This is a genomic window from Bacillus carboniphilus (genome assembly GCF_039522365.1).
Lineage (GTDB): Bacteria > Bacillota > Bacilli > Bacillales > JC228 > Bacillus_BF > Bacillus_BF carboniphilus.
In genome coordinates this window covers 229,459-252,749 of record NZ_BAAADJ010000023.1, presented here as the reverse complement: position 1 = coordinate 252,749, position 23,291 = coordinate 229,459, and the positions used below count along the sequence as shown (strand labels likewise).

25 protein-coding genes are annotated in these 23,291 nt (G+C 38.7%); 5 read left to right on the top strand and 20 right to left on the bottom strand.

Annotated elements, in window-relative coordinates; genetic code table 11:
* Positions 1 to 97 precede the first annotated feature (97 nt).
* The gene (locus ABDZ91_RS13405) at positions 98 to 328 is read left to right on the top strand and encodes a hypothetical protein (RefSeq protein ID WP_343799772.1); all 231 of its coding nucleotides are present in this window, start codon (positions 98 to 100) and stop codon (positions 326 to 328) included.
* A gap of 88 nt (positions 329 to 416) precedes the next feature.
* On the opposite strand, the gene ABDZ91_RS13400 is transcribed toward ABDZ91_RS13405, so the two are convergent.
* The 4 genes from ABDZ91_RS13400 to ABDZ91_RS13385 all read right to left on the bottom strand — a co-directional run bounded on the left by ABDZ91_RS13400 (position 417) and on the right by ABDZ91_RS13385 (position 4,576).
* Positions 417 to 734, bottom strand: coding sequence for a LapA family protein (locus ABDZ91_RS13400; protein ID WP_343799771.1), 318 nt, complete (start codon positions 732 to 734; stop codon positions 417 to 419).
* Between the two features lie 35 nt (positions 735 to 769).
* Positions 770 to 1,696 carry a cation diffusion facilitator family transporter gene (locus tag ABDZ91_RS13395; protein WP_425541828.1) on the bottom strand — a complete coding sequence of 309 codons (927 nt, stop codon included), beginning with the start codon at positions 1,694 to 1,696 and terminating at the stop codon, positions 770 to 772.
* A 149-nt stretch (positions 1,697 to 1,845) separates the two neighbouring features.
* Positions 1,846 to 4,110 carry a protein translocase subunit SecDF gene (gene secDF / locus ABDZ91_RS13390; protein ID WP_343799770.1) on the bottom strand — a complete coding sequence of 755 codons (2,265 nt, stop codon included), beginning with the start codon at positions 4,108 to 4,110 and terminating at the stop codon, positions 1,846 to 1,848.
* 124 nt (positions 4,111 to 4,234) lie between these two features.
* The gene (locus ABDZ91_RS13385) at positions 4,235 to 4,576 is read right to left on the bottom strand and encodes a post-transcriptional regulator (protein ID WP_343799768.1); all 342 of its coding nucleotides are present in this window, start codon (positions 4,574 to 4,576) and stop codon (positions 4,235 to 4,237) included.
* A 74-nt stretch (positions 4,577 to 4,650) separates the two neighbouring features.
* Between ABDZ91_RS13385 and spoVB the strand changes: the two genes are divergently transcribed.
* The gene (gene spoVB, locus ABDZ91_RS13380; RefSeq protein WP_343799766.1) at positions 4,651 to 6,222 is read left to right on the top strand and encodes a stage V sporulation protein B; all 1,572 of its coding nucleotides are present in this window, start codon (positions 4,651 to 4,653) and stop codon (positions 6,220 to 6,222) included.
* Between the two features lie 25 nt (positions 6,223 to 6,247).
* Here the strand turns inward: spoVB and ABDZ91_RS13375 are convergent, their stop codons facing one another.
* Entirely contained in the window at positions 6,248 to 6,898 is a 651-nt protein-coding gene (locus ABDZ91_RS13375) for a DUF421 domain-containing protein (RefSeq protein ID WP_425541827.1), read from the bottom strand.
* 128 nt (positions 6,899 to 7,026) lie between these two features.
* Here ABDZ91_RS13375 and ABDZ91_RS13370 point away from each other — a divergent pair, with 128 nt between their 5' ends.
* Positions 7,027 to 7,455, top strand: a complete 429-nt coding sequence (locus tag ABDZ91_RS13370; protein WP_343799763.1) for a TIGR04086 family membrane protein — start codon at positions 7,027 to 7,029, stop codon at positions 7,453 to 7,455.
* A gap of 35 nt (positions 7,456 to 7,490) precedes the next feature.
* Here the strand turns inward: ABDZ91_RS13370 and yajC are convergent, their stop codons facing one another.
* From yajC to nadB, 14 genes are all read right to left on the bottom strand, one after another.
* Positions 7,491 to 7,775 (bottom strand): preprotein translocase subunit YajC, encoded by a 285-nt coding sequence (gene yajC, locus ABDZ91_RS13365; RefSeq protein ID WP_343799761.1) that lies wholly within the window; start codon positions 7,773 to 7,775, stop codon positions 7,491 to 7,493.
* Between the two features lie 23 nt (positions 7,776 to 7,798).
* Positions 7,799 to 8,959, bottom strand: coding sequence for a tRNA guanosine(34) transglycosylase Tgt (gene tgt, locus ABDZ91_RS13360; protein ID WP_343799759.1), 1,161 nt, complete (start codon positions 8,957 to 8,959; stop codon positions 7,799 to 7,801).
* Positions 8,956 to 9,990: a tRNA preQ1(34) S-adenosylmethionine ribosyltransferase-isomerase QueA gene (gene queA / locus ABDZ91_RS13355; protein ID WP_343799757.1), complete on the bottom strand. Its 1,035-nt coding sequence runs from the start codon at positions 9,988 to 9,990 to the stop codon at positions 8,956 to 8,958. Before queA ends, tgt begins: the two co-directional genes overlap by 4 nt.
* Positions 9,991 to 10,017: 27 nt before the next feature.
* The gene (locus ABDZ91_RS13350; RefSeq protein ID WP_343799756.1) at positions 10,018 to 10,224 is read right to left on the bottom strand and encodes a DUF2905 domain-containing protein; all 207 of its coding nucleotides are present in this window, start codon (positions 10,222 to 10,224) and stop codon (positions 10,018 to 10,020) included.
* Positions 10,221 to 11,222 carry a Holliday junction branch migration DNA helicase RuvB gene (gene ruvB, locus ABDZ91_RS13345; RefSeq protein WP_343799754.1) on the bottom strand — a complete coding sequence of 334 codons (1,002 nt, stop codon included), beginning with the start codon at positions 11,220 to 11,222 and terminating at the stop codon, positions 10,221 to 10,223. The genes ABDZ91_RS13350 and ruvB overlap by 4 nt, the downstream gene beginning before the upstream one ends.
* Positions 11,223 to 11,228: 6 nt before the next feature.
* Positions 11,229 to 11,831, bottom strand: coding sequence for a Holliday junction branch migration protein RuvA (gene ruvA / locus ABDZ91_RS13340; protein WP_343799753.1), 603 nt, complete (start codon positions 11,829 to 11,831; stop codon positions 11,229 to 11,231).
* Between the two features lie 119 nt (positions 11,832 to 11,950).
* Complete coding sequence (locus ABDZ91_RS13335; RefSeq protein WP_343799752.1) at positions 11,951 to 12,484, bottom strand: BofC C-terminal domain-containing protein; 534 nt, start codon at positions 12,482 to 12,484, stop codon at positions 11,951 to 11,953.
* Positions 12,485 to 12,626: 142 nt separating this feature from the next.
* The gene (locus ABDZ91_RS13330) at positions 12,627 to 13,259 is read right to left on the bottom strand and encodes a YhcN/YlaJ family sporulation lipoprotein (RefSeq protein ID WP_343799751.1); all 633 of its coding nucleotides are present in this window, start codon (positions 13,257 to 13,259) and stop codon (positions 12,627 to 12,629) included.
* Positions 13,260 to 13,389: 130 nt separating this feature from the next.
* Positions 13,390 to 14,133 (bottom strand): NAD(+) synthase, encoded by a 744-nt coding sequence (gene nadE / locus ABDZ91_RS13325; protein WP_343799750.1) that lies wholly within the window; start codon positions 14,131 to 14,133, stop codon positions 13,390 to 13,392.
* A gap of 28 nt (positions 14,134 to 14,161) precedes the next feature.
* A complete protein-coding gene (locus tag ABDZ91_RS13320; protein ID WP_343799749.1) occupies positions 14,162 to 15,145 on the bottom strand; it encodes a phosphotransferase in 984 nt (327 codons plus the stop codon).
* Positions 15,132 to 16,721: a SafA/ExsA family spore coat assembly protein gene (gene safA / locus ABDZ91_RS13315; RefSeq protein WP_343799747.1), complete on the bottom strand. Its 1,590-nt coding sequence runs from the start codon at positions 16,719 to 16,721 to the stop codon at positions 15,132 to 15,134. Before safA ends, ABDZ91_RS13320 begins: the two co-directional genes overlap by 14 nt.
* Before the next feature lie 238 nt (positions 16,722 to 16,959).
* Entirely contained in the window at positions 16,960 to 18,063 is a 1,104-nt protein-coding gene (gene nadA, locus ABDZ91_RS13310; RefSeq protein WP_343799745.1) for a quinolinate synthase NadA, read from the bottom strand.
* On the bottom strand, positions 18,060 to 18,917 hold the full coding sequence (gene nadC, locus ABDZ91_RS13305; RefSeq protein ID WP_343799743.1) for a carboxylating nicotinate-nucleotide diphosphorylase: 858 nt from the start codon (positions 18,915 to 18,917) through the stop codon (positions 18,060 to 18,062). Before nadC ends, nadA begins: the two co-directional genes overlap by 4 nt.
* Positions 18,898 to 20,460, bottom strand: a complete 1,563-nt coding sequence (nadB, locus tag ABDZ91_RS13300; protein ID WP_343799741.1) for an L-aspartate oxidase — start codon at positions 20,458 to 20,460, stop codon at positions 18,898 to 18,900. Before nadB ends, nadC begins: the two co-directional genes overlap by 20 nt.
* A gap of 122 nt (positions 20,461 to 20,582) precedes the next feature.
* Here nadB and ABDZ91_RS13295 point away from each other — a divergent pair, with 122 nt between their 5' ends.
* Together ABDZ91_RS13295 and ABDZ91_RS13290 are read left to right on the top strand one after the other, a co-directional pair.
* Positions 20,583 to 21,722, top strand: a complete 1,140-nt coding sequence (locus tag ABDZ91_RS13295; protein WP_343799739.1) for an IscS subfamily cysteine desulfurase — start codon at positions 20,583 to 20,585, stop codon at positions 21,720 to 21,722.
* Between the two features lie 13 nt (positions 21,723 to 21,735).
* A complete protein-coding gene (locus ABDZ91_RS13290) occupies positions 21,736 to 22,269 on the top strand; it encodes a transcription repressor NadR (RefSeq protein ID WP_343799738.1) in 534 nt (177 codons plus the stop codon).
* 102 nt (positions 22,270 to 22,371) lie between these two features.
* On the opposite strand, the gene pheA is transcribed toward ABDZ91_RS13290, so the two are convergent.
* Positions 22,372 to 23,244 carry a prephenate dehydratase gene (pheA, locus tag ABDZ91_RS13285; RefSeq protein WP_343799736.1) on the bottom strand — a complete coding sequence of 291 codons (873 nt, stop codon included), beginning with the start codon at positions 23,242 to 23,244 and terminating at the stop codon, positions 22,372 to 22,374.
* Positions 23,245 to 23,291 lie beyond the last annotated feature (47 nt).

The following is a 23,291-nucleotide window of genomic DNA, read 5'->3' as shown; positions in this document are numbered from 1 at the left end:
GAAAGAAAGGAAATAAAAAATAAACGACGAATGCCATCTCTTTCGGTCTAAGGTTTATAAAAACGGTTAAAAAAAAAATGAAAACGAGGGTTTTGTGTTGAAATTTACATTTATTGGTGAAAATGGATCAGTAAGCGGAGTTTCTGTGCCAAATATTCCATTTACTGGTAAAAACAGCTCAATTAGCGGGGGTTCTGTGCCAAATATTCCACTTACTGGTAAAAGTGGATCAGTAAGCGGAGGTTTTGTGCCGAATATTCCATTTACTGGTAAAAACAGGTCAATAAGCGGGGTTTTTGTGCCAGTTCCTCCATTTACTGTAAAATAAGGCACATAAACACCCCTATACACCTTATAGCCATAAAAAAGGCCCTAGAAAGCAAGCATACACTTACTCTCTAAAACCCTTTTTCATCCTAACTATTCTCTTTATTTGTTTTATCCTCTACTTGAATACCCACATCACTTTGACCTTCATCTAGTTGATGCTTTAGCTTCTCGTAGTCATGATTTAATAATTTGTATTTTTTCTGAAGACTATAGTACCGGAAAAAGCCGACCGTTCCTAAAATAAGACCACCCATTAAAACAGAACCTAGAATAATTAAAATCAAAGGCCATTCAGCATAACCAAACAAATAGTTTACTCTTACCGATTCAACATTAACCACTGCAAATATAGCAACAATCAATGCAAATAATATGGAGGCAATTAACATTCCTTGTTGTTTCATCAATACATCCCCTTATTTTAAACAAACGTATATACTTAATTATCGTCATCAGGGTTATACGGGTTTACATGGACGAATACGTTTTGAACATCGGATTCCTCCATTAAAATCTCCTTCACTCTCTTTCCTACCTTATGTCCATCTTCTACAGTCATATGAGGATCCACTGCAATTTTTATGTCAACGATAACATAATGTCCATGTTCTCTAGCATGGAATTCATTTATCATTTTTACTTCTGGAATGGACTCGACCGCTTTACGCATTTCCATAGTATCTTCCTCATGCAGGACATGGTCTAAAGTATTATGTATAGATTCTGCTCCTAGCGTCCATGCCATTTTAATAATAAGGATTGCCACCACAAGACCAGCTACAGGGTCCGCATACTCTAGCCATGAAATCCCAAGCCGTCCACCCAAGATAGAAGCACCAATTCCTACTAGGGCGGCAATAGAGGAATAGACATCAGATCGATGTTCATAGGCGTTTATAATAATGGCATCACTTTTTATTCTCTTACCCAACCGAAACTTATATTGAAACATGATTTCTTTAACAACAATTGAGAGGACCACTGCATAAATAGCTAACATCTTTGGAGGCTCAATCGGCTCAAAAAATGATTCAAACGAGGACTTTCCTATTTCAAACCCTACCAGTAATAAAAGGACAGCTACAATAATAGCTGCAATGGACTCTGCTTTCCCATGTCCATAGGGATGATCTTCATCTGGGGGCTGTTTTGCTGCTCGAAGTCCAACCCAAACAGCAAAGGATCCCGCTACATCAGAAGCTGAATGTACAGCATCTGCTACCAGAGCCCGGCTTCCAGAGATGGTTCCAGCTACGTATTTAATGATAGCTAGGACAATATTTCCAACAATACCAACCCATGCAGCAAATTCTGCTTGTTTAAACCTTTTCTCTTTATCCAACACCCGAACTCCTTCCACTTTCATCCTATCTCCTAGTGTAACCGAATATTAGGATACCTTATCATATAAAATCAAGTAAAGAGCCAGGCTCCCTCTTAACTGATTTGATTAAAATTCAAATCTGAAAAGTTTATAGAAGGGCCTGGCAGCTAAGTTTTACTGATTCTACATAATTATACTTGTGGTTCGTCTGAGAATGCTTTTTCTTTTTTCTCTGTGACGATTGTTCCTTTTTTCTCAAGCTCTTTCCCTTTCCAAATCATCCATACTTGGGCTGCGATGAAAAGAGAAGAGTAAGTACCGGCAATTAAACCGATTAGTAATGCAAAAGAGAAGTTTGTTATAGACTCTGCACCTAATACAAAAAGAGCTACAACTGTTAAGACTACAGTCAATACAGTGTTGATTGATCTTGTAAATGTTTGTCTTAAACTTTGATTGACAACTTCCTTAATATCTTCGTAGGATTTCAATCTCTTCTTGTTACGTAAGTTAGCTCTTATTCGATCAAATGTAACAATGGTATCATTGATTGAATAACCAATAATGGTTAGTACTGCAGCAATGAAAGTAATATCCACTTCAAACCTCGTAATACTAAAGACCGCTACAATTAAGAACGCATCATGGACTAATGCCAGAACAGATGCAACACCCATTTTCGCTTCAAATCGGAATGCAACATAAATGATGATTCCTATCGCAGCAATTGCGACTGCCATTAAAGCATTCTTGGCTAATTCAGTACCAACTGTTGGTGAAACGGTACTTACACTTGGTTCAGAACCATACACATCCATGAAATGTGATTTTAATGTATCAATTTCTTCTTTGGTCATAACTCCTTTATACTGAACGACGGCCATCTCATTATTATCACCAGCCAGTACAATGTCGTTAGATACCATATCGATTTTTTCGAGTTCATTTGTAATTTCTTCTGAAGTCACAGAATCCTCAGCTAAAATTTGAACACGAGTACCACTTGAAAAGTCAATTCCAAGATTTAACCTGAATACTAGTAAACACACTAATCCAGCAGCAAGTAATATTCCTGAGAAAATGAAGAACTTTTTCTGATGTTTTAAAAAGTCCCATTTATCAAATTTGTTAGGTAATGTGTAGGCATCAAAGCCTTCTGCAATATCCTTAATCTCTTCTTTCTTAACACCAAACCAGCCTGGACGTTTGTTAAGTGCTTTACTATTCACCCATAGACCAAGAAGAAGTCTAGTTCCATAGATGGCGGTAATAAAGCTGGCAAGGATACTGATGATTAACATCGTTGCAAACCCTTTAACCGAGCTTGTCCCAAACATAAATAGTACAGCTCCGGCCAAAATCGTCGTGATGTTAGCATCCAATATTGTTAACAGTGAGGATTTATTCCCCTCTTGGAATGCCGCTTTAATAGAGCGACCTACTTTTATTTCCTCTTTGATTCTTTCGTACGTAATAATATTTGCATCAACAGCCATACCTACCCCGAGAATAAGGGCTGCAATTCCCGGTAGTGTCAGGACTGCGTTCATCCAATCGAATACTAGTACGACTAAATAAATGTAGACAGATAATGTCATGACCGCAATTAAACCAAGGAAACGGTAGAACACGAGCATAAATAAGAAAACAAGTCCAATCCCAATAAGTCCTGCAAAAATAGTCTTATCGAGAGCCTGTTCACCAAACTGGGCACCAACTGAAGTAGAATAGATTTCTTCTAGCTTAACTGGCAAGCTACCTGAGTTTAGTAAGGAAGCTAACGTTTGTGCTTCTTTTGCTGTAAAGCTTCCTTCAATCATGACATCCTTGCTGTTAATGACTTTACTAACAGAGGGGTTCGAAATGAATTTTCTTTTTTCCTCTGGTTTTGTGAGTTCTTCCTGGTAAGAATCGCCTTCCTCAAAATCCAACCAAATGACAATGACAGGCTGTCCCATTTCTAGAACTTTGCGAGTGGCATCTGCAAACAAGTCTGCACTTTTAAGCTCTAAAGTAACGATTGGTTTACCTTGTTCATCAAAAGACTGTTTGGCTCCACCTTCAACAAGATCTGTACCGTCTAAGAGAACCTGATCATTCACGTCACGGAAACTAATGTTTGCTTCAGTAGCTAATAGCTCACGTGCAGTAGCTTGATTCTCTACACCCGCCAACTGAACGCGAATTCGATCTCCCTCTTCAATATCAATGCTTGGTTCATTTACTCCTAATGAATTAACACGATTATTTAATGTTTCTGCCGTGCTTGCTACAATATCGTTTGTAATCTTAGGGCCGTTCTCAGTTTTCTCTACTTGGTATAAGACTTCGAATCCACCCTGTAGGTCTAATCCAAGTTTAATGTTTCCTAGAATATCCTTCGTTGTCAGACCCATTGTACTTGCGAGTAACAAGACAATGAGAAAAAACGCAACGATTCGACTGCGTTTAATCATTATGTAAAATCCTCCTTAACAGTACACTGCAAATCTTTCTTTCGCTATGAAAGAATCGATGATTACAAAATTATTTCAATGTTAAAATTTTATACCTAAATAAAGAATAAATAAAGACATACAATCAATTTCCAGGTTTAAATGCCAATAATTCTTTTAATTCATCCTCATCTATTTTCGCAAACAGGTTAGGAGATTTAAATGCTTCTACTGTTTGAAAGCTCATAAATTCTTGCGGTTTTACAGATAAAATATCATTCACTAGTTGATGAAGTCGTGCCTCTCCCCCTAGTTTTTTCCATCTTTTTGATAATAAATAAGTCCACAATTGATCTTCTGTTACTTTTTTATAGCCTAGAAGCTTAAGCTCACTTACCTTGCTATCTAAGGCTGGCTTCAATTCTGTTCTATATGATTCCCATGCTTTTGTCGTATCCAAGGCACTCTCTCCTTTTAAACTTGTCATGCTTTGTCCATCCCTGAGCATATATATCATTGTATATGAAGCTAACGAATTTGAGAAGGCAGGGAGAAATCAATATGTCCAAATTTGTAAAAGGGGCTATTATTCTAATCTTAGCAGGATTTATAACCAGGATTCTTGGGTTTATTAATAGAGTTGTTATTGCTAGAGTCATCGGAGAAGAAGGAGTCGGCCTCTACATGATGGCATTCCCAACGTTTATTTTAGTGATTACACTGACACAATTGGGATTACCTGTTGCCATCTCAAAGTGTGTGGCAGAGGCTGAGGCACAAGGTGATAAGAAAAAGGTTAAGAAAATATTAGTTGTTTCATTAGCTACTACTTTATCATTATCACTCATTTTCACACCAGCCTTACTGCTATTAGCGCCAGTCCTATCCGACCTTTTATTTACAGACCCCAGAACAATATATCCGTTAATGGCCATAGCTCCTGTTATACCGATTATTGCTATTTCTTCTGTTATAAGAGGTTACTTCCAAGGAAGACAAAACATGAAGCCTGCTGCTCTTTCTCAGGTGATTGAACAATTTGTCCGAATTTTACTTATTGCTTTTATGACGAAAGCCTTTATGCCTTACGGTGTCGAATATGCAGCAGCAGCAGCCATGGTTGCTTCCATTATGGGCGAGCTAGTGTCTCTCATTTACTTATTAACCATGTTTAAACTGAAAAAACACTTTAGAGTAAGGAAAAAATTCTTTCAAAGTATTCAGTCTGGAAAAGATACCTTCGGGGAGCTTATGAGTGTAGCTTTACCCACACTAGGAAGTCGAATGATTGGTTCTGTTTCTTGGTTTTTCGAACCTATAGTTGTGGCACACAGCCTTGCATTAGCTGGTGTTGCGGCCCAATTAGCTACAAAGCAATACGGAGCTTTAACGGGATTTGCACTTCCGCTTCTTTTTCTACCATCCTTTATCACATATGCCCTATCAACTTCACTTGTACCAGCTATTAGTGAGGCGAATTCATTAAATAATCGCAAACTTGTAGAAAGTCGCCTGAATCAAACCTTACGATTCTCGTATGTTACAGGTGGTTTAAGTGTGGTCATATTATTTGTATTAGCTGAACCACTTATGGAAGCTATGTATGGGTCTTCAAATGGTTCGGATTTTATTAAGGTTATGGCACCTTTCTTTGTCATTTATTATGTCCAGGGTCCTTTGGCTGCTGTCCTGCAAGCACTCGATATGGCAAGAGCGGCTATGTATAACAGTCTTTTTGGAAACTTGGCAAAGCTTGCTACGATATTCCTTTTAGCTTCCAATCCTAAATTTGGCATTATGGGAGCAGCACTTGGAATGGTAGTAGGTATGGTGTTAGTCACCTTTTTACACTACTTTACCGTCCTTAAGACGATACAGTTCTCCATTAACGTGAGAGAACTAATAAAAGTGATGGCTACCATGTTACTAACTGGCTGGTTTGGAGGCCTTATTTTGGGCCAAGCCCATTCTTTACCATTAGTCCTAAAGATTATTGTAGCCACACTTGTTATGACTTGTTTGTATTTACTGCTAGTAGGAATGCTAGGGCTTGTGAAAAAAGAAGAAACCGATCGAATTCCATATATTGGTGGGTTTTTATCAAGACTAACTTTGATTCAAATTATTAAATAATAAAAAGGGCCTTCCTTGGCCCTTTTTATGCTTCATCCTTTTCATCAATAAACCAGCTTCCATTTTGAAAGCTACAAAACGAAATGCTATCTATTTTGGCATATCCATTTTTCTTTAGTTCACTCATTAGCCAATTTCTATCTTTTCCAATGACCTGAAGGTTTCCATCCTGAATGGCCCCATCTACAACGAGTGGCAATGTAAAGTCGTTTTCTTCTCGGTCTGACTCTGTCGTGAAAACGGATAATTTTCCTGAGGACTCTAGGATGGCATAATCTACTTCAGTGATATCTCGAACATCCTTTTCTCGCAATTGAAGAAGCAAGTCATCAAAATTATAGCGTTGTTTTCTCATGGCTGCCTCGTCAATCTTTCCCTTATTGATAATGATTGTAGGCTGCCCATCTACCACTTGTCTAAACCGTTCACTTTTTAATGAAATGAAAGCGGTAAGCACTTGAACTCCTAACAATATAATCATCGGAAGAAGCTGTTTTAACATCGGGGTCTTAGGATCTTCAATGGCCACTACAGCTAGTTCTGCAATCATAATGAAGACCACTAAGTCTAGGATACTTAGCTCCCCAATTTCTCTTTTACCCATCAGGCGAAAAAGAATTGTAATTCCGATGTAGAGAAAAAGAGTTCTCATTATAATGATGAGATACTCCTCCAAGCCATCACCCCTTTTCCATACTTTATTTATTGTTTTACTAAATTACAAAAATATGTTTGGCATAAATAGTTAAACAAAAATATATCTATTCGTTTAAATTTCGATTCTAAATTGAATACCTCAAGAATATGCTTGTACTAACTTGTACTTATATTAGAGAGGAGAGGGGAACCATCGAAACAAGAAAAATAGGTCGTGCAATCCTTTTTGGTGTATTAACCATATTCATTTTTGCCGTTTTAACTAGCTTTATTTTCTCCCTATTATTACGTTTTACATCTCTTCAAGAACACTCCATTCAATATGTACTTACAGGGATTACCTTTCTAGCCATGTTTGTAGGAGGGTTTATCTCCGGAGGAAAAGGAAAAGAAAAAGGGTGGTTATTAGGGGGAGCGACTGGAGTATTATTTACAATCATCATTCTCTTATTCCAATTTCTAGGGTATGACTCCATGTTTACCCTTAAGGAAATGGTTTACCACTTATGCTTTATCATTACAGCTATGATGGGTGGTATTCTAGGAGTTAATATGACTGCGAGTCGAAATGCATAAAAAAACAAAAAACTGGCGAACCCCGCCAGTTTTTCTTATTTTTCTAAGCTAGTACCTTTTGATTTCTCGACCACGTCACGTACTGCTGCACGGTCGTATGTAAGACGACTTCCATCTCCACATTTAATCACGATTTGTCCCTCATCAATTGCATCAACAAATCCGTGTAGACCACCAATGGTTACAATTTTGTCACCCTTTTGAAGGTCATTTTGCATTTGCTGAACAGCTTTTTGACGTTTTTGCTGTGGACGAATCAATAGGAAGTAGAATAATACAAACATCAAAATAATTGGTAATAAACCTGCTAAGCCACCCATTCAAGTCACCCCTTTCCTTTTATTTAGAAGTTTTTCGCATTCGGACGATTAAAGCCATACTGTTCAAAGAACTCTTCTCTAAAATCCAAGAGACGGTCTTCACGTATAGCTTGTCTGACCTGCTTCATTAAGTTTAACAGAAAATATAGATTATGGTAAGTTGTAAGTCTAATTCCGAATGTTTCATTTGCTTTTATTAGATGTCTTATATAGGCTCTTGAATAATTTCGGCAAGTATAGCAACTACAATTTTCATCTAGTGGGCCATAATCTTTCTCAAATTTAGCATTTTTAATGTTAAGTCGTCCATTACTAGTCATTAACGTCCCGTTTCTGGCAATTCGAGTAGGAAGTACACAATCGAACATATCAATTCCGCGAATGGATCCGTCGATTAAAGAATCTGCACTTCCCACTCCCATTAAGTATCGAGGTTTATCCGTTGGGAGAAGAGGCGTTGTAAATTCAAGTGCACGATTCATAACATCTTTTGGTTCTCCTACAGAAAGTCCACCTATTGCATAACCAGGAAAGTCTAATGAAACTAAATCTTTTGCACTTAACTTTCTTAGCTCTTCGTATTCTCCACCTTGAACAATTCCAAATAATCCTTGTTCATCTGGACGCTTATGTGCGGTTAGGCAGCGTTCAGCCCAACGACTTGTTCGCTCTACAGATTTCTTCATATACTCAAACGAAGCTGGATATGGAGGACATTCATCAAAGGCCATCATGATGTCTGGTCCTAATGCATTTTGAATTTCCATTGATTTTTCAGGGGATAAGAACAGTTTATCTCCATTTAGATGATTTCTAAAATGAACCCCTTCTTCTTCAATCCTTCTCATATCGCTTAAACTAAAAACTTGAAAACCACCTGAGTCTGTAAGAATGGCCTGATCCCAGTTCATAAACTTGTGAAGACCACCAGCGCCTTTTACAATATCTTCTCCAGGTCTTAACCACAAATGGTAGGTGTTGCTCAAAATAACACCCGCACCCATTTCCTTTAATTCCTCAGGGGCCATTGTTTTAACGGTTGCAAGTGTACCAACAGGCATGAACATCGGCGTTTCATAGGAGCCATGTGGTGTGTGTAAAATACCAAGTCGTGCCCCTGACTGTTTACACGTCTTTATTAATTCGTATCTAATCGGTGATGTCAAAGTGTGTTCTCCCTTCATTTTTCAGTAATCAGCATTGCATCTCCAAAGCTAAAGAAACGGTAACGCTCTTGTACGGCTTCCTTATAAGCATTCATAACAATCTCACGGTTAGCAAGTGCGCTAACAAGCATGATGAGAGTAGATTTCGGTAAGTGAAAATTTGTAATCATCCCATCAATGCCCTTAAAAGTAAAACCAGGGTATATAAAGATATCAGTCCAACCCGAATCAGCTTCAAAACGGCCATTGAATTTTTGGGCAATCGTCTCTAACGTACGCGTTGAGGTTGTACCAACAGAGATAATTTTCCCTCCATCTTCCTTAACTTTATTCAATAGATGTGCTGTTCCTTCTGTCATCTGATAGAACTCTGCATGCATTTGATGTTCATTGATATCCTCTACTTGTACTGGCCGGAATGTGCCTAGCCCCACATGCAGCGTGATAAATGCAATATGAACGCCTTTTTCTCTTATCTGGTCTAATAGTTCTTCAGTAAAATGCAGCCCAGCTGTCGGAGCTGCTGCAGATCCTTCAACTTTTGCGAATACCGTTTGATACCGATCCTTATCGTCTAATTGTTCTGTTATGTATGGCGGAAGTGGCATTTCACCTAGTTGATCCAGGATTTCATAGAAAATGCCATCGTATGAAAATTTAAAAATACGACCTCCAAAATCGGTGGAACCTATACATTCTGCTGTAAGAATTCCATCACCAAATATTACTTTTGTGCCAACCTTCACTTTTTTACCAGGTTTTACAAGGGCTTCCCATTGATCATCTCCAACTTCTTTTAACAAAAGAAGCTCAACTTTAGCACCTGTATCCTCTTTAACCCCGAAAAGCCTTGCTGGTAGGACACGCGTATCATTTAAGACCAGGCAATCCCCAGGATGTAAGTATTCCAAAACATCCTTAAAGGTTCGATGCTCGATCTCCCCAGTATTCTTATCTAAGACCATCAGTCTACTTTCCACTCTATTTTTTAATGGGGTTTGGGCAATTAGTTCTGAAGGAAGGTCAAAATCAAACCATTCAAGCTTCATGATGTCTATCAAGCTCCTATCTATATGTTACTTCCATCTTCCAACAAAGAAGAATATGAGTGATAAAATAATACTAACCAAGATTGAAGTGACGATGGGAAAATAAAAGGTCGTATTTCCTTTTTTTATAACGATGTCTCCTGGAAGCTTACCAAGCTTAAAGAAATAGATGAGAAAACCTACAACGAAAACAACTGCTCCCAAAATCATTAACAATTTCCCAATTCCACTCAAGTCCTGGGCACCTCCAAATTAAAGTGTTGGTATGCTAATGGGGTAACAACTCGGCCACGAGGAGTTCTTTGGATAAAGCCGATTTGCATTAAATAAGGCTCGTAAACTTCCTCTACAGTCGTTACCTCTTCTCCGATAGTGGCCGATATCGTTTCGACCCCTACTGGTCCACCTCGATATTTTTCAATCATACCAAGTAACAGTTTATGATCAATATGATCCAAACCTTGTTTATCAACCTGAAGCTGATCTAATGCTTGGTGTGTTACTTGTAAATCAATATGGGCATCCCCTTGAACTTGGGCAAAATCACGAACTCTCCTAAGGAGCCTATTCGCAATTCTCGGAGTACCTCGGGAACGTCTAGCGATTTCTATCGCAGCTAATTCCTCTACTTCCATTCCCAAAATATCAGCTGTTCTTACTACGATTTTTGCCAATTCCTTTGGTTCATAGTACTCTAACCGACAAAGAACCCCAAATCGGTCTCTTAAAGGGGCTGTTAATGCACCCGCTCTCGTAGTTGCTCCAACTAATGTAAACGGAGGTAAATCGAGCCTAACCGAACGTGCTCCTTCTCCTTTTCCAATCACAATATCAATACAAAAGTCCTCCATTGCGCTATAAAGCACTTCTTCGACTGCTCGAGGGAGTCTATGTATTTCATCTATAAATAGAACGTCTCCTGGTTCAAGAGTCGTCAATATAGCTGCCAAATCGCCAGCCCTTTCAATCGCAGGGCCAGACGTTGTCTTCATCTGCACCTGCATTTCGGATGCAATGATACTCGCAAGGGTTGTTTTCCCTAAACCTGGAGGGCCATATAATAACACATGGTCTAGAGACTCTTCTCTAATTTTAGCTGCCTCAATAAATATTTTTAAATTATGTTTAACTTGTTCCTGTCCTATGTAATGTTCAAAAGACTGAGGACGAACACTCCATTCAAGGGATGCATCATCCGGTGCAACGGAGTCAGAAATTATACGATCTTCCACCTTTTATCACCCTTTAGCCATCAGCATTTGTAATGCCTTTTTCACATATTGATCTGTCGACAAGTGATCTAAACTTTGTAAATCTTTTTTAATCTTATTTAACTCACGGTCCGAATAACCAAGCGCTTTCAGTGCAAGAATAGCCTCTTCTATTTCATTTTGAGAATCTATTGCTGTTAAATCGTCCACGTTTAGTTGCTGATCAAAACTTGAACCAAAGGCTGCTAACTTCCCTTTTAAGTCCAAAATCATCTGGCGAGCTGTTTTTTTACCTACACCAGGAAATTTCGTTAAAAACTTCTCATCTTCAGTTTCAATTGCTGCAGCAACCTCATTTGGGGAGGTGGCAGCTAATATCGCTAAAGCACCTTTTGGCCCAATTCCTGTTACATTTAGGAGTTGCTTAAACAGCTTTTGTTCTTCTTTACTAATAAATCCGTAGAGAGAGTGAATATCCTCTCTTACATACAAAAAAGTATAAACTTTCATTTCTTTTTTTGGAAATCTGTAAGGGTTAGGCGTCATGATTTGGTAACCTACTCCATTTACATCCATCACAATATATTCCGGCTCTATATTCACTATCAATCCATTTAGATATTCATACATTTCCTCTTACTCCTCGTCCTATGCTGCATTCCATTGTACCATACCTTTTTATGAAATGGACGATTCAAAACGAGGGAGTAAACACGAAAAAAAGTAGCCAGCTAAGCGCTAAGCTACTCTTACTCTTTGGAATAACTCCGAAAAGTTTTAAGGACCTCCACGTACTGGTCTTTATTAGAAATACGAATCCCCTTCTCAAGCTTTTGCCTTTCTATACTTTCTAATTTTCTCATATCAATTTGAAAGAAAGACTGAATAATCCGGTCCTGACTAGGGAGTCCATTAAAAATAGAAAGTACTCCATCATTCGTTATTCCAAAATATCCGGTCGTTTTTAATAAAGGAGATATGTCATCCACATCTTTTGTGAATTTTACAATCCCCTCTTCCATATCTACTAACTGCCAATCGCTATATTTACTCCAAAAATCCTCCATCGCTAGGATTTTCTCATAAACAATTTCTTCGCTAATTTCTCCATCTATATAATTTCTCTCTAAGACCACTCTAACAACTAACGGTTTCATTACTGATGCAGTGGTCTCCTTTGCTTGCACTTCTTCCCTAGTTAATTCATTACTGTCTAAAAAGACAATACCGTATGCAGCCAAAACTAACACCACTAACAAGACTACCCGTAGATGAAGTGTCATGCTTGTCACCTCAAGTTTATTTGTTTTCATTTGTTAGTTTGACCAAAAATAGAAAGTTTAACCACTATTTCTAGCAGTGATTTTTATCTATCTTTATTAAAAAATAAAAAGCAGAGCCTTCTTTAGGCTCTGCATTTCCACTCTAATTAGCTATTTCTTGTTCGTTAAACGGAGCTGCAACCGTTCTTAGTAACCGCTCCACTTCTTGATTCATTTGATCCGTATCGTCAATCGTTCTTAGTCGATTATCTAAATCTTCAATTCGATAAAAACTTTCTCTATCGCTAACAACCTTAACTTCCCTTCCATCTTGATACGGAAGAACTTTTTCACGAATAGTATGCACGGTTTCCTTGATGTCTTCCTTTTGATCCTGAGCCAGTTCTAAATTAACTCCGACGATAATATGTTCCTCTGTCACAATCGTACGTGCATCCTTTACTCCTTTAACCCTCATAACTTCGCTAGTGATTTCATTCACCAAGTCACCATGTTGCTCTTCATAGAAAGAACGTTGACTCATCCATTTCGCATTGTCCGCATGATGATGGTAATTAAAATCACTATATCCGTGATTTTTATAACCTGCAGTTTTCCGGTTTGAAGTTTTACCTAAGTGGTTATTTTCGTTATTAGTCTTTTCATTGGTAGAAAAACCAATACTTATTGGATTTCTGGTATCTTTCTGATTTTGAGCATTGTCGTCAGCGTTACACGCTGTTAAACCAGTAACTAAAAGACAGGCTAGTGGGATACACCATAGTTTTCGATTCAATGTAAAAACCCCCTTTACTGAAGCTTGCATGATTATCATGCTATTTTTAGCTTTTCAGCAAATAGGGAGTTATATTCTGTCAGTTCAGTCCATTTTTTTTGATAAGCAGAGGCGCTTGAGTCACAAGTTTTTATTTGAACTCAGGTGGAGCTGCTGCAAGGCTTCTTTTATGTTCTGATTGAGCATGCATTTTTTCAATAATGAGTCTATCTTTTTCAGGAACAGTTTCACCTTTTAAGTAAGCATCGATCAAATCGTAAGTGGTACCCATTTCATTCTCATCGGTTTGTCCTTCCCACAATCCTGCACTTGGAGCCTTCGTAATGACTTCCTCTGGCACTCCAAGATAACGAGCCATTTCTCTTACTTCACCTTTGGTTAAATGAACAAGAGGAACAAGGTCAACGCCACCGTCACCGTACTTGGTAAAATAGCCTGTGTGCCATTCAGCTGCATTGTCTGTTCCTACCACTAAGTAACCATAGTTATTAGCTACCGCATATAAAGTGGTCATTCTAAGACGTGCTCTTGTGTTGGCGTCTCCTAGCTTTGCTTTTTCTTCATTCCAAGTACCGTCTTGGGTTAATTTCCGTTTCATTTCTCCGAATAATACGTTATGGGTTTCAGTTAAGTCAATTAAGTGAGAGTCAATGCCACAACTAGCAATTACCATTTGCGCGTGTTCTTGATCCTTTGGATTGCTTTTGCATGGCATTATGAGACCTAATGAATGTTCTGGAAATGCTCTTTTTATTAAATGAGCCACCACAGCAGAATCAATTCCACCACTAACACCAACAATGGCACCATTTGCTTTTGCTTCTTTTACTTTTTCCTGTAGCCAGGATACTAAGTGACTAACCTTTTGTTCCATCTTGTTCTTCCTTTCACAAAGTTTTCACTTATTTTACCATAACTTTTAATGTGTCATAAAAAATTTGTCTTTTTTCGAATTGTTCAATGGTCATATCAAATAATATATTTAACCATCTATTACTTTGCAAAAGGTTATTTTGAATAACTCTGTTCCACTCTCTATAAATGTCTGTAGGATACATAAGTGAATAAAGAAAATAAGGGTCCTTCAACTGTTCAGAAAGAATGGGGATCTCTGAGAGCTTTTTAAGGTCCCATTGTAGGTAGGGGAGGATTCGATTCGCATATTGTAGATAATCATGGATTGGGTGTCCGATGGAAGCTAGGTCAAAATCAATTAAGTACAATTCTCCCTCAGCTGTACGTATAAAATTATGGTGAGCAACATCACCATGAAGAATAACTTTTGTTCCTGGTGAATACGGTTGTAAACGACTTATATTCTTAAGAGACTCACGCCCCCATTTTTTAATTTCCTTTAAAATTGAAGGAGAGACAGTGGAACGAATAATGGGTATATTAGCATGAAACCTTTGATATCGATCAACCCACTTGTCATACGGTTTACTTCTTGGAAAATAATGACTACCTTCTTCCAAAAATGTCTTATTTTTTGAATGAAACTCATGAACAAGGAGAATTCCTTCTATACAATTTTGTATTGAGTTATATTGGAAGTTTTCCTTATGATGTTCCACCCATTTTAATATACCGTATGACTTTCCATCTAATTGTAATCCTTCATCTGGTTTCGCTTTTAAAAAACGATATGTTTTTCTAAAGCCTGATTGATGAAGTTTTTCAGTAAGCCACTTTTGCTTCTTTAATGAAGCTGCATTGGAAAAACCTTTCCCCACATACTTCTCATTTTTTGTTTCAATCTTGTAGATATGGTCCCTTATGGTTTGGAGCCGAACAATGGGATCTTCAATATTCGTTTGAAAATAGGAAAGGAGACGATGGGAATAGTGATCGTCTCCTTTCTTGTACAGGCGTTTACTCTTGGCCATTATTATTTGGCATGACCCCAGGACCATATGGGTTCGGCCCATAAGGAGATGTTTGACCTCCAAATGGTGAAACATCTGGTTGAGGATAGTATGGGGTAGGGTAACCATTTGGCATCATTTGAGGCATTGAAGGTCCTCCACATCCGCAGTCATCCTGCATTCCTTGAACCTGCGGCATTTGGCCATATGGCATTTGGTTAAATCCTTCTGGCGATTCATCATCCATGTACATTCCTTGTACTTGTGGAGATTGCATTGGATATCCAGGCCCTCCCATCGGACCCATTGGCATCCCACCAAATCCTGGTCCTGGCATTACAGGTGAGACTGGATAGCATGGGCCAGGGCCGAATCCAGGGCCGAATCCAGGGCCAGGGCCAGGACCGAATCCAGGGCTGAATCCAGGGCCGAATCCCGGTCCGCCATATGGCATCATTGGTTGTTGCATAGCTGGCGAAACCATTGATGGTTGCCCATAAGGTTGCATAACAGGCTCTGCTTGAGTCGGTTGCTGTGCAAAAGGTTCTTGCGCCATTGGTTGCTGCATCATCGGCTGTTGCATCATTGGTTGCTGCGCCATCGGTTGCTGCATCATTGGCTGTTGCATCATTGGCTGTTGCATCATCGGCTGTTGCATCATTGGTTGTTGCATCATCGGTTGTTGCATGTATGGCATATAATCATCACCCATATCATCTTCAACTCCCATCACTTGGCCAGGCATAAGTGGCTTTTGTCCATACTGCATTGGAAATGAAGAGGACTCATCCCAATCCATTCCTTGTTGCATTGGTGGCATTGAGTATGCTGGGTATCCAGGTGCTTGCACACCTTGTACTTGAGGCTCAAATGGTGCAGGCATCCCATGCGGTCCATATCCATGCATTCCTGGGTGCATTCCTGGGTGCATTCCTGGGTGCATTCCAGGTAACATTCCCGGAGGACATGGTGGTGGTGGGCACAGCCCTGAGCCTGGTAATACCGGTGAAATTGGTACACAGTATTCTTCAGCTGGTGCTACCATTGGCGGTGATTCTGGTGATTCCGGCTCAACAAGAGGAGCAACTTGTTCCTTTTTAGGTAGGACCTGCTTAGGTTGCACTGGCTTAGGTACTTCTTTTTTAGGTTGTACTTGCTTAGGCGCTTCTTTTTTAGGTAATACCGGTTTAGGCGCTGGCGGAACTTTAGGCATTTCTTTTTGAGTGACGGACATGTTCGCCATGTTCATCATATAATAGTTATTGATATCAATCTCAGGAACAACTGGTTGTGGCATTTTTGGAGTAAATTGTACACCTTTAACTTTTTCTTTTACCGGGGCTTCTTTGATTGGTTGAGTAATTGGTTTTTGCTCCACTAGTGGATGCTCTTTTTTAGGCATTTCTTTTACTTTAGGAGCAATAGCTTCTTTTTTTACCGTTCCGCCAGAGTCAGGTACTTTAACTTTCATGCCCGGCATTATCATATCGGGGTTTGATAGCTGGGCATTCATTTTCTTTAACTCTTCGAAATTCACGCCATACTTTTTCGCGATTTTCCAAAGAGTATCCCCTTTTTGGACAATGTGAATCTTCAATCTATTTCCCTCCTGTCAGGCATTCGTCCATATAGTGTATGTGACTCTAGGCAAATTGCTAATCATCCTCAGAAAAAAATATGAAATGAATAACAAAATTATGTGCCTTCTAACAAATTAAGAGTCTATTCGATTTCATATTTATGAAGGATTCTTGTCTAATGTGTAAATAAAATGACCGATTTGATCCCTATGAAAAGCAAGCCTTCCAAACAAAAAAACCGCTAAATATAGCGGTTTAGGCTCTTGCAAGCATTCGTTCAAGTGCTAGTCTTGCATAATATTTATCTTTTTCATTGACTTCAATTAAATGGATCGGTTCTTTGTTTAAGATAGAGTCCATTGCCCAAGCTAGATGAGGTAAATCTATTCTATTCATAGTTAGGCATGGGCACATATTAGGATTGAGTGAAATGATGTGTTTTGTTGGGTGATTCTTAATGAGCCTTTTTACTAAGTTCATCTCTGTTCCAATAGCCCACTCTGACCCATCTTCTGCCGCCTCAATGGTTTCAATGATTTTTTTAGTAGAACCAGATACATCGGATTGGTTTACCACTTCCCATCGACATTCTGGATGCACAATAATCTTCATTTTTGGATGATTCTCTCTCACTGATTGGATGTTCTGTACGGTGAAATTCTCATGAACAGAACAGTGCCCCTTCCAAAGAATAACTACAACCTCTTCCAAATCGCCCTCATATTGAAGTTCTTCTTTAATGGGATCCCACACTGCCATCTTTTCAAGTGGTACTCCTAAGTCATAGGCTGTATTTCTTCCAAGATGCTGATCCGGTAAAAACAAGATTCTTTTTCTCTCTTGAAGTGCCCAGCTTACCATCTTCTTCGCATTTGAAGATGTTACAGTTGCGCCACCGTGATAGCCAACAAATGATTTAATAGCGGCTGTTGAATTCACATAGGTCAGAGGTAAAATATCCTCTCCTAATAGGGTAGTTAAAACCTCCCATGCTATTTTCGTTTGCTTATCGTCTGCCATGTCTGCCATAGAACATCCTGCCCGCATATCCGGTAAGATTACTTTTTGCTCACTTGTTGTTAAAATATCGGCCGTTTCCGCCATAAAATGAACCCCACAGAAGACAATATACTCTGCTTCTTTATTAGCTGCAGCTACCTGGGCTAACTGTAGAGAATCTCCAGTTACATCAGCAAATTGAATCACTTCTTCTCGCTGATAATGATGCCCTGGGATCATGACTTTCATTCCCAGCTTTAATTTGGCTTCTTTAATTCTAGAAATCAATTCCTCCTCGGTAGCTTGCCGGTAAAATTCAGGAATTTGCGTACTTATACTCATCATATCTAAAATCGTCATACTAATATTCCTCCTTTACTTCCCTGCTTCACATTCATACTAAAATCTAATGATGGAGCTGAATGGGTTAAGTAGCCGAGAGATATATACTGGATACCTGTTTCAGCATAGTCTTTCAATCGATCGAGAGTTATGCCTCCACTTGCTTCCGTAACAATATGATCAGGAACATACTTCACCCATTTCTTAATCTCAGCAGGTGGAAGATTATCGAACATAATGATATCTGCATGATTTCGAATGGCCTCATGAAGTTGCTGTTCAGACTCGATTTCCACTTCAATTTTAACTGTATGACCGACTCTCATCTTTACTTTTTGAATGGCATTGGTAATGGAGCCAGAAGCCTCAATATGGTTGTCTTTAATAAGAACACTATCGTATAATCCATTTCTATGGTTGAAGCCACCACCACAACGAACCGCATATTTTTCAAAGATTCGTAAACCAGGTGTAGTCTTTCGTGTATCACATATTCTGGTCTGACTTCCTTCCACTTTACTTACAGCCTCTCTCGTAATAGTTGCAATGCCAGACATTCTTTGAATCAGATTCAGAATAACCCTTTCACCTGTTAAAAGGGACTGCAATCTACCTGATACTTCTGCAATGATTTCTCCCTTTTTTACTAGATTACCATCTTGTTTAAAACAAGTGATTTCACAGTCTTTTTGGAGCATCTTATATCCTTCTTCGATAATTATGGAACCTGCAAAAACACCATCTTGCTTGGCTAAAATTGTGAATGTACCTTGGTCACTTTCTGAAAAGATAGATTCAGTTGTTAAATCATAGTCACCCCAATCCTCCATAAAAAATTCTTCTAGTTTCTTTCTAACTAACAACAAATTCATCCTTCCTCAACCCCACTTTCACTTGATTTCCTTCAAAAATGATTTTCCTATATAACCAATCCGTACTTTCATCTGGGTAATCACTACGAATATGTGCACCTCTACTCTCTTTTCTTAATAAGGCAGACTTCGTAACTACTCCTGCAGAAAAGAGCATGTAGATTGTTTCAATATCTTTAAATGAATAATGTCCTAGATTCGTAGTTGAGAAGTCTATAGAAAAGGATTCTAACCACTGCAGCATCTTCGTTAATGAATACTCAGAACGTTTTACACCTACATACTTCATCATGTTATCTTTTATTTGTTTGGGTGTTGGCAAACACAAGGGTACGAATGGTTGAATACGATCCCAGCCCTGACTAGGGGTAAGCTGTTTCGAACATTCAGTTCCTTGTTGAATGACTTCAGCTGCTCGCTTTCCCATTACAAGTCCTTCCAATAGAGAATTACTTGCTAAACGGTTTGACCCGTGCAGCCCTGTATAGGCTAACTCTCCAATTGCAAGTAAGCCTTTAATATTTGTTCTGCCAAATGAGTCTGTTTCAACACCACCCATTAAGAAATGAGCACCTGGTTGAACAGGGATTTTACCTAATTCAATAGATATTCCCCTTTCTTCACAAGCTGCAGTAATGGATGGAAACCTTGTTTTAAAGTTTTGTATATTGTTAATATCTAGATATACTTCTCCAGCATTGAAAATAGCTTCAGCTACAATGTGTCTTGGAGCCAAGTCTTTCATAGGATGAAGCGTTTCCATTAAAGGTATGCAATCCTTCAGAGTAAGGACTCCTCCTTCCCCTCGAACAGCCTCAGATATAAGAAAACTTGTGAAATTTTTCACATTCAATATTGTAGGATGGAACTGAATAAATTCACAATTTACCAGTCTTGCTCCTGCTCTCCATGCCACATATAATCCATCCCCAACTGCTCCTTCATAATTGGATGTTGGGTTATAAATAGCGCTACAACCACCCGTTGCTAATACTACATAAGGTGCTATATACACATTCGTTCGTTGCTGTTTATTCTTTGATTTAACTCCAATACATTCCCCTAGTTCATTTTGAATGACCTCAAAAACCATTTCATTTTCCCTGATCGTAACATTTGAGCGAAGCTGCTGGAGTAAATAGCTAACAAACGCTTTACCTGTTTGATCTCCATTAGAATGTAGAATTCTACTTCGTTGATGTGCCCCTTCCATTCCAAAATGTAATTGTCCCTTTGTATTGGTATCAAAAGGGAATCCTTGTTGTAATAATTGCTCCATCAACTGCTTTCCTTCACTTACAACATCTTGAACGATATCCCTATCTGCAAATTGTACACTTGCCTGAAGAGTATCCTCCGTGTGTAAATGAATATGATCATTTGGATGAAGGGCTGCAGCAATACCACCTTGAGCCCGATTCGTATTTGAATCTCGAAAGCGACCTTTTGTAATCATGAGTACTTTCATTGTACCTTGTAATTGTGTAGCTAACTGTAAAGCGGAAATACCACTTCCGACTATGATAACGTCAGCTTTCTCCAAGATTACTCACTCATTTCTTTTTATGTTGTTTTAACATATGTCTTGACACCTATGTTTACATAAACTTAAAGTAAAGGCAACATATTTTTTTTGAAAGAATTCAGGGAATGGGGAGAGCTGAATTGATCTATTTTGATTACGCTGCAACAAGTCCTATGTTTCAAGAAGCGATTGACATATGGGTAGAAGTATCAAAAAGTTATTATGGAAATACGGAATCCCTACATGATGTGGGACATAAATCTAAGGAATTATTAGAACATTGCAGAAGGACACTCGCAAATCTATTACAGGTACCTGACAACACGATTTATTTTACTAGTGGTGGAAGTGAATCGAATGATCTTGCCTTACAAGTACTAATACAAACTTTAAAGAAAGACCAAACACACATTATTTCAACAGGCGGTGAACATTCCTCTATAAAGAATAACCTTCCCATGCTAGAAAGACATGGGTATACTGTTACTGAAATTCCTTTTACAACTGATGGAATTGTTGATGTTTGTGAGTTACAGAAACAGATTAAACCCGAGACCGGTCTCGTCATTGTTCAACACGTTAATTCAGAGATTGGAACCATTCAACCTTTACAGGAAATTCATGACCTTCTAAAAGATAGAGAGATTCGTTTACATAGTGATTGTGTTCAATCATTTGGTAAACTAGATATAGCTGAAATAATTCCATATGTAGATTCTGTAAGTATCTCCAGTCATAAAATCAATGGTCCTAAAGGGATCGGTGCCTTATATATAGCAGACCGTTACCAGGTAAAACCGCTTATTCCAGGTACCGTCCACGAAAAAGGATTGAGACCCGGAACGGTAAACCTGCCTGCGGTTGCTAGCTTCACTCAAGCAGCCGCCCTGTGGAAAGAACAACGATTAACATTACAAGATACTTTTATAACATATAGACATTACTTAGAATCAGAACTTGAAAAAGTAAAGGAATCCATTCAGATATTCGGTAGCTCGGATCAGAAGTGCCAGCTTCCTTCCATTTTTTCATTTCGAATTAAAGGTTTAGAAGGACAATATGTGTTATTGGAATTAAATCAAAGAGGATTGGCTGTGTCATCGGGAAGTGCTTGCCATATTGGAAAGCAGGCCCCTTCTCCAACTGTTTTAGCTTGCCAATATAATGAGACGATTGCTAAAGGTCTAGTACGAGTATCCATGGGTGCTCAAACTACACAAACTGAAGTTGAAAAGCTTTCTACAGCCATTATAGAAATTGTTCAAAAAAACAACACCTGAAAGGAGAGGGAGTATGAGTGACAAATTATTAGGTGAGGATAGAAGGAATTACATTTTAAATCTGTTAAAGCAATCACAAGAGCCACTGACAGGAAGCGAGCTCGCTAAACAAGCTAATGTCAGTAGACAAGTAATAGTAGGAGATATCACCCTCCTAAAGGCCAAAAATGAGCCTATCATGGCTACAAGCCAGGGCTATGTCTATATGGAAAAAGAACCAGCAACCAAATTTGAACGGATTATTGCCAGTTATCATCCACCTGAAAGAACGGAAGAGGAATTACAGCTTATCGTTGACTACGGTGTAACCGTGAAAGATGTAACCATTGAACATCCCATATACGGTGATTTAAAGGCTTCAGTGATGGTCTCTAACCGCCGTGAGGTTGGCTTGTTTATGGAGCAAATTAAAAAGAAAAAAGCCGCATTACTTTCCGAGCTAACCGAAGGCTATCACCTACATACCATATCAGCCCAAAATGAAGAACAGCTAGATGAGGTTGAAGAGGCATTGAAAAGAGCTGGGTTCTTAGTGATTCCAAGTTAAACGGTGTGATAAGCCATATAAATAAAGGATGAGCAGAAAACTAGGTTTCTGCTCATCCTTTTTACTTTAGCCGGACACAGTTTCCGTTAATGCCCGCTTTTCTTACTTATTATTTGGTACTGTTCGACTATAAGAAGGATAAGTCCCAAGGATTCTTACCCCACAACCGATTGCCTCCAGTTCCTGAATCGCTCCAGGTATTAACACATCATCCCACTTTTTTTCTATATCAATAATGAAGTAGTAATGTCCTAGACCCGTTTTCATCGGCCTGGATTCAATTTTACTCAAGTTCAATTTTCTCCATGCAAATGCAGATAAAACTTGATGTAATGTCCCAGCTTCATCCATCGGCAATGTTACGGTAATGGTCGTTTTATGAGATTTAAGAAGGATTCCTTGATGCTCCCCATGATTTTTAAACGATTCTTTTGAAAGAATAGCAAACCTTGTATGGTTATTTTTAGAATCGTGGATATCTTTTTTTACTATCTTGAGTCCATGATGATTTGCTGCTAGCTCATTGGCTATGGCTCCTATATTCCGGCTACTCTCCTGACTAACTTTTAGGGCAGCAGCTGCTGTTGAAGTCGTCTCTTCTTTTGGCACATTGGAAAGGTGTTCATGTAAAAAACGGTGACATTGTGCCAAAGCATGTGAATGCGAATAAATTTTCTCCATCGAGGTCCATTCTTCTGCATATTGTGGAAGCACCATTAAATGTTGCTTTATTGGTAAAATCAATTCCGCCACAATAGGTTCATGGGTTTCGTGAATTAAGTAATCCATTGTAATATTCACGGAACCCTCTAATGTATTCTCAATGGGGACAACTGCTACATCCACATCTCCATTTTGTAATCCATCCATTGTTGCCGGTATTGTTGTAAAAGGGATGAGCTCACCTTTTGGAAAGAACGTCATCGCTGCCTCATGCGTAAAGGTTGTTTGTGGACCTAAGTATCCAATCTTCATGGTTCACTCCCCCAGTTGTCTTCTCTGATCTATATCTTGGTAGAAAA

Bases quoted from the DNA above. Each gene is read 5' to 3' on its own strand.
- ABDZ91_RS13370 (WP_343799763.1), top strand. From the start codon at position 7,027: ATGCTTGTACTAACTTGTACTTATATTAGAGAGGAGAGGGGAACCATC.
- tgt (WP_343799759.1), bottom strand. From the start codon at position 8,959: ATGAAGGGAGAACACACTTTGACATCACCGATTAGATACGAATTAATA.
- nadE (WP_343799750.1), bottom strand. From the start codon at position 14,133: ATGGAACAAAAGGTTAGTCACTTAGTATCCTGGCTACAGGAAAAAGTA.
- ruvA (WP_343799753.1), bottom strand. From the start codon at position 11,831: ATGTATGAATATCTAAATGGATTGATAGTGAATATAGAGCCGGAATAT.
- ABDZ91_RS13385 (WP_343799768.1), bottom strand. From the start codon at position 4,576: ATGACAAGTTTAAAAGGAGAGAGTGCCTTGGATACGACAAAAGCATGG.
- ABDZ91_RS13335 (WP_343799752.1), bottom strand. From the start codon at position 12,484: ATGACACTTCATCTACGGGTAGTCTTGTTAGTGGTGTTAGTTTTGGCT.
- nadA (WP_343799745.1), bottom strand. From the start codon at position 18,063: ATGACGATTTTAGATATGATGAGTATAAGTACGCAAATTCCTGAATTT.
- secDF (WP_343799770.1), bottom strand. From the start codon at position 4,110: ATGATTAAACGCAGTCGAATCGTTGCGTTTTTTCTCATTGTCTTGTTA.
- ABDZ91_RS13290 (WP_343799738.1), top strand. From the start codon at position 21,736: ATGAGTGACAAATTATTAGGTGAGGATAGAAGGAATTACATTTTAAAT.
- ABDZ91_RS13400 (WP_343799771.1), bottom strand. From the start codon at position 734: ATGAAACAACAAGGAATGTTAATTGCCTCCATATTATTTGCATTGATT.
- queA (WP_343799757.1), bottom strand. From the start codon at position 9,990: ATGAAGCTTGAATGGTTTGATTTTGACCTTCCTTCAGAACTAATTGCC.
- nadC (WP_343799743.1), bottom strand. From the start codon at position 18,917: ATGAATTTGTTGTTAGTTAGAAAGAAACTAGAAGAATTTTTTATGGAG.
- ABDZ91_RS13320 (WP_343799749.1), bottom strand. From the start codon at position 15,145: ATGGCCAAGAGTAAACGCCTGTACAAGAAAGGAGACGATCACTATTCC.
- pheA (WP_343799736.1), bottom strand. From the start codon at position 23,244: ATGAAGATTGGATACTTAGGTCCACAAACAACCTTTACGCATGAGGCA.
- yajC (WP_343799761.1), bottom strand. From the start codon at position 7,775: ATGGGTGGCTTAGCAGGTTTATTACCAATTATTTTGATGTTTGTATTA.
- ABDZ91_RS13395 (WP_425541828.1), bottom strand. From the start codon at position 1,696: ATGAAAGTGGAAGGAGTTCGGGTGTTGGATAAAGAGAAAAGGTTTAAA.
- spoVB (WP_343799766.1), top strand. From the start codon at position 4,651: ATGTCCAAATTTGTAAAAGGGGCTATTATTCTAATCTTAGCAGGATTT.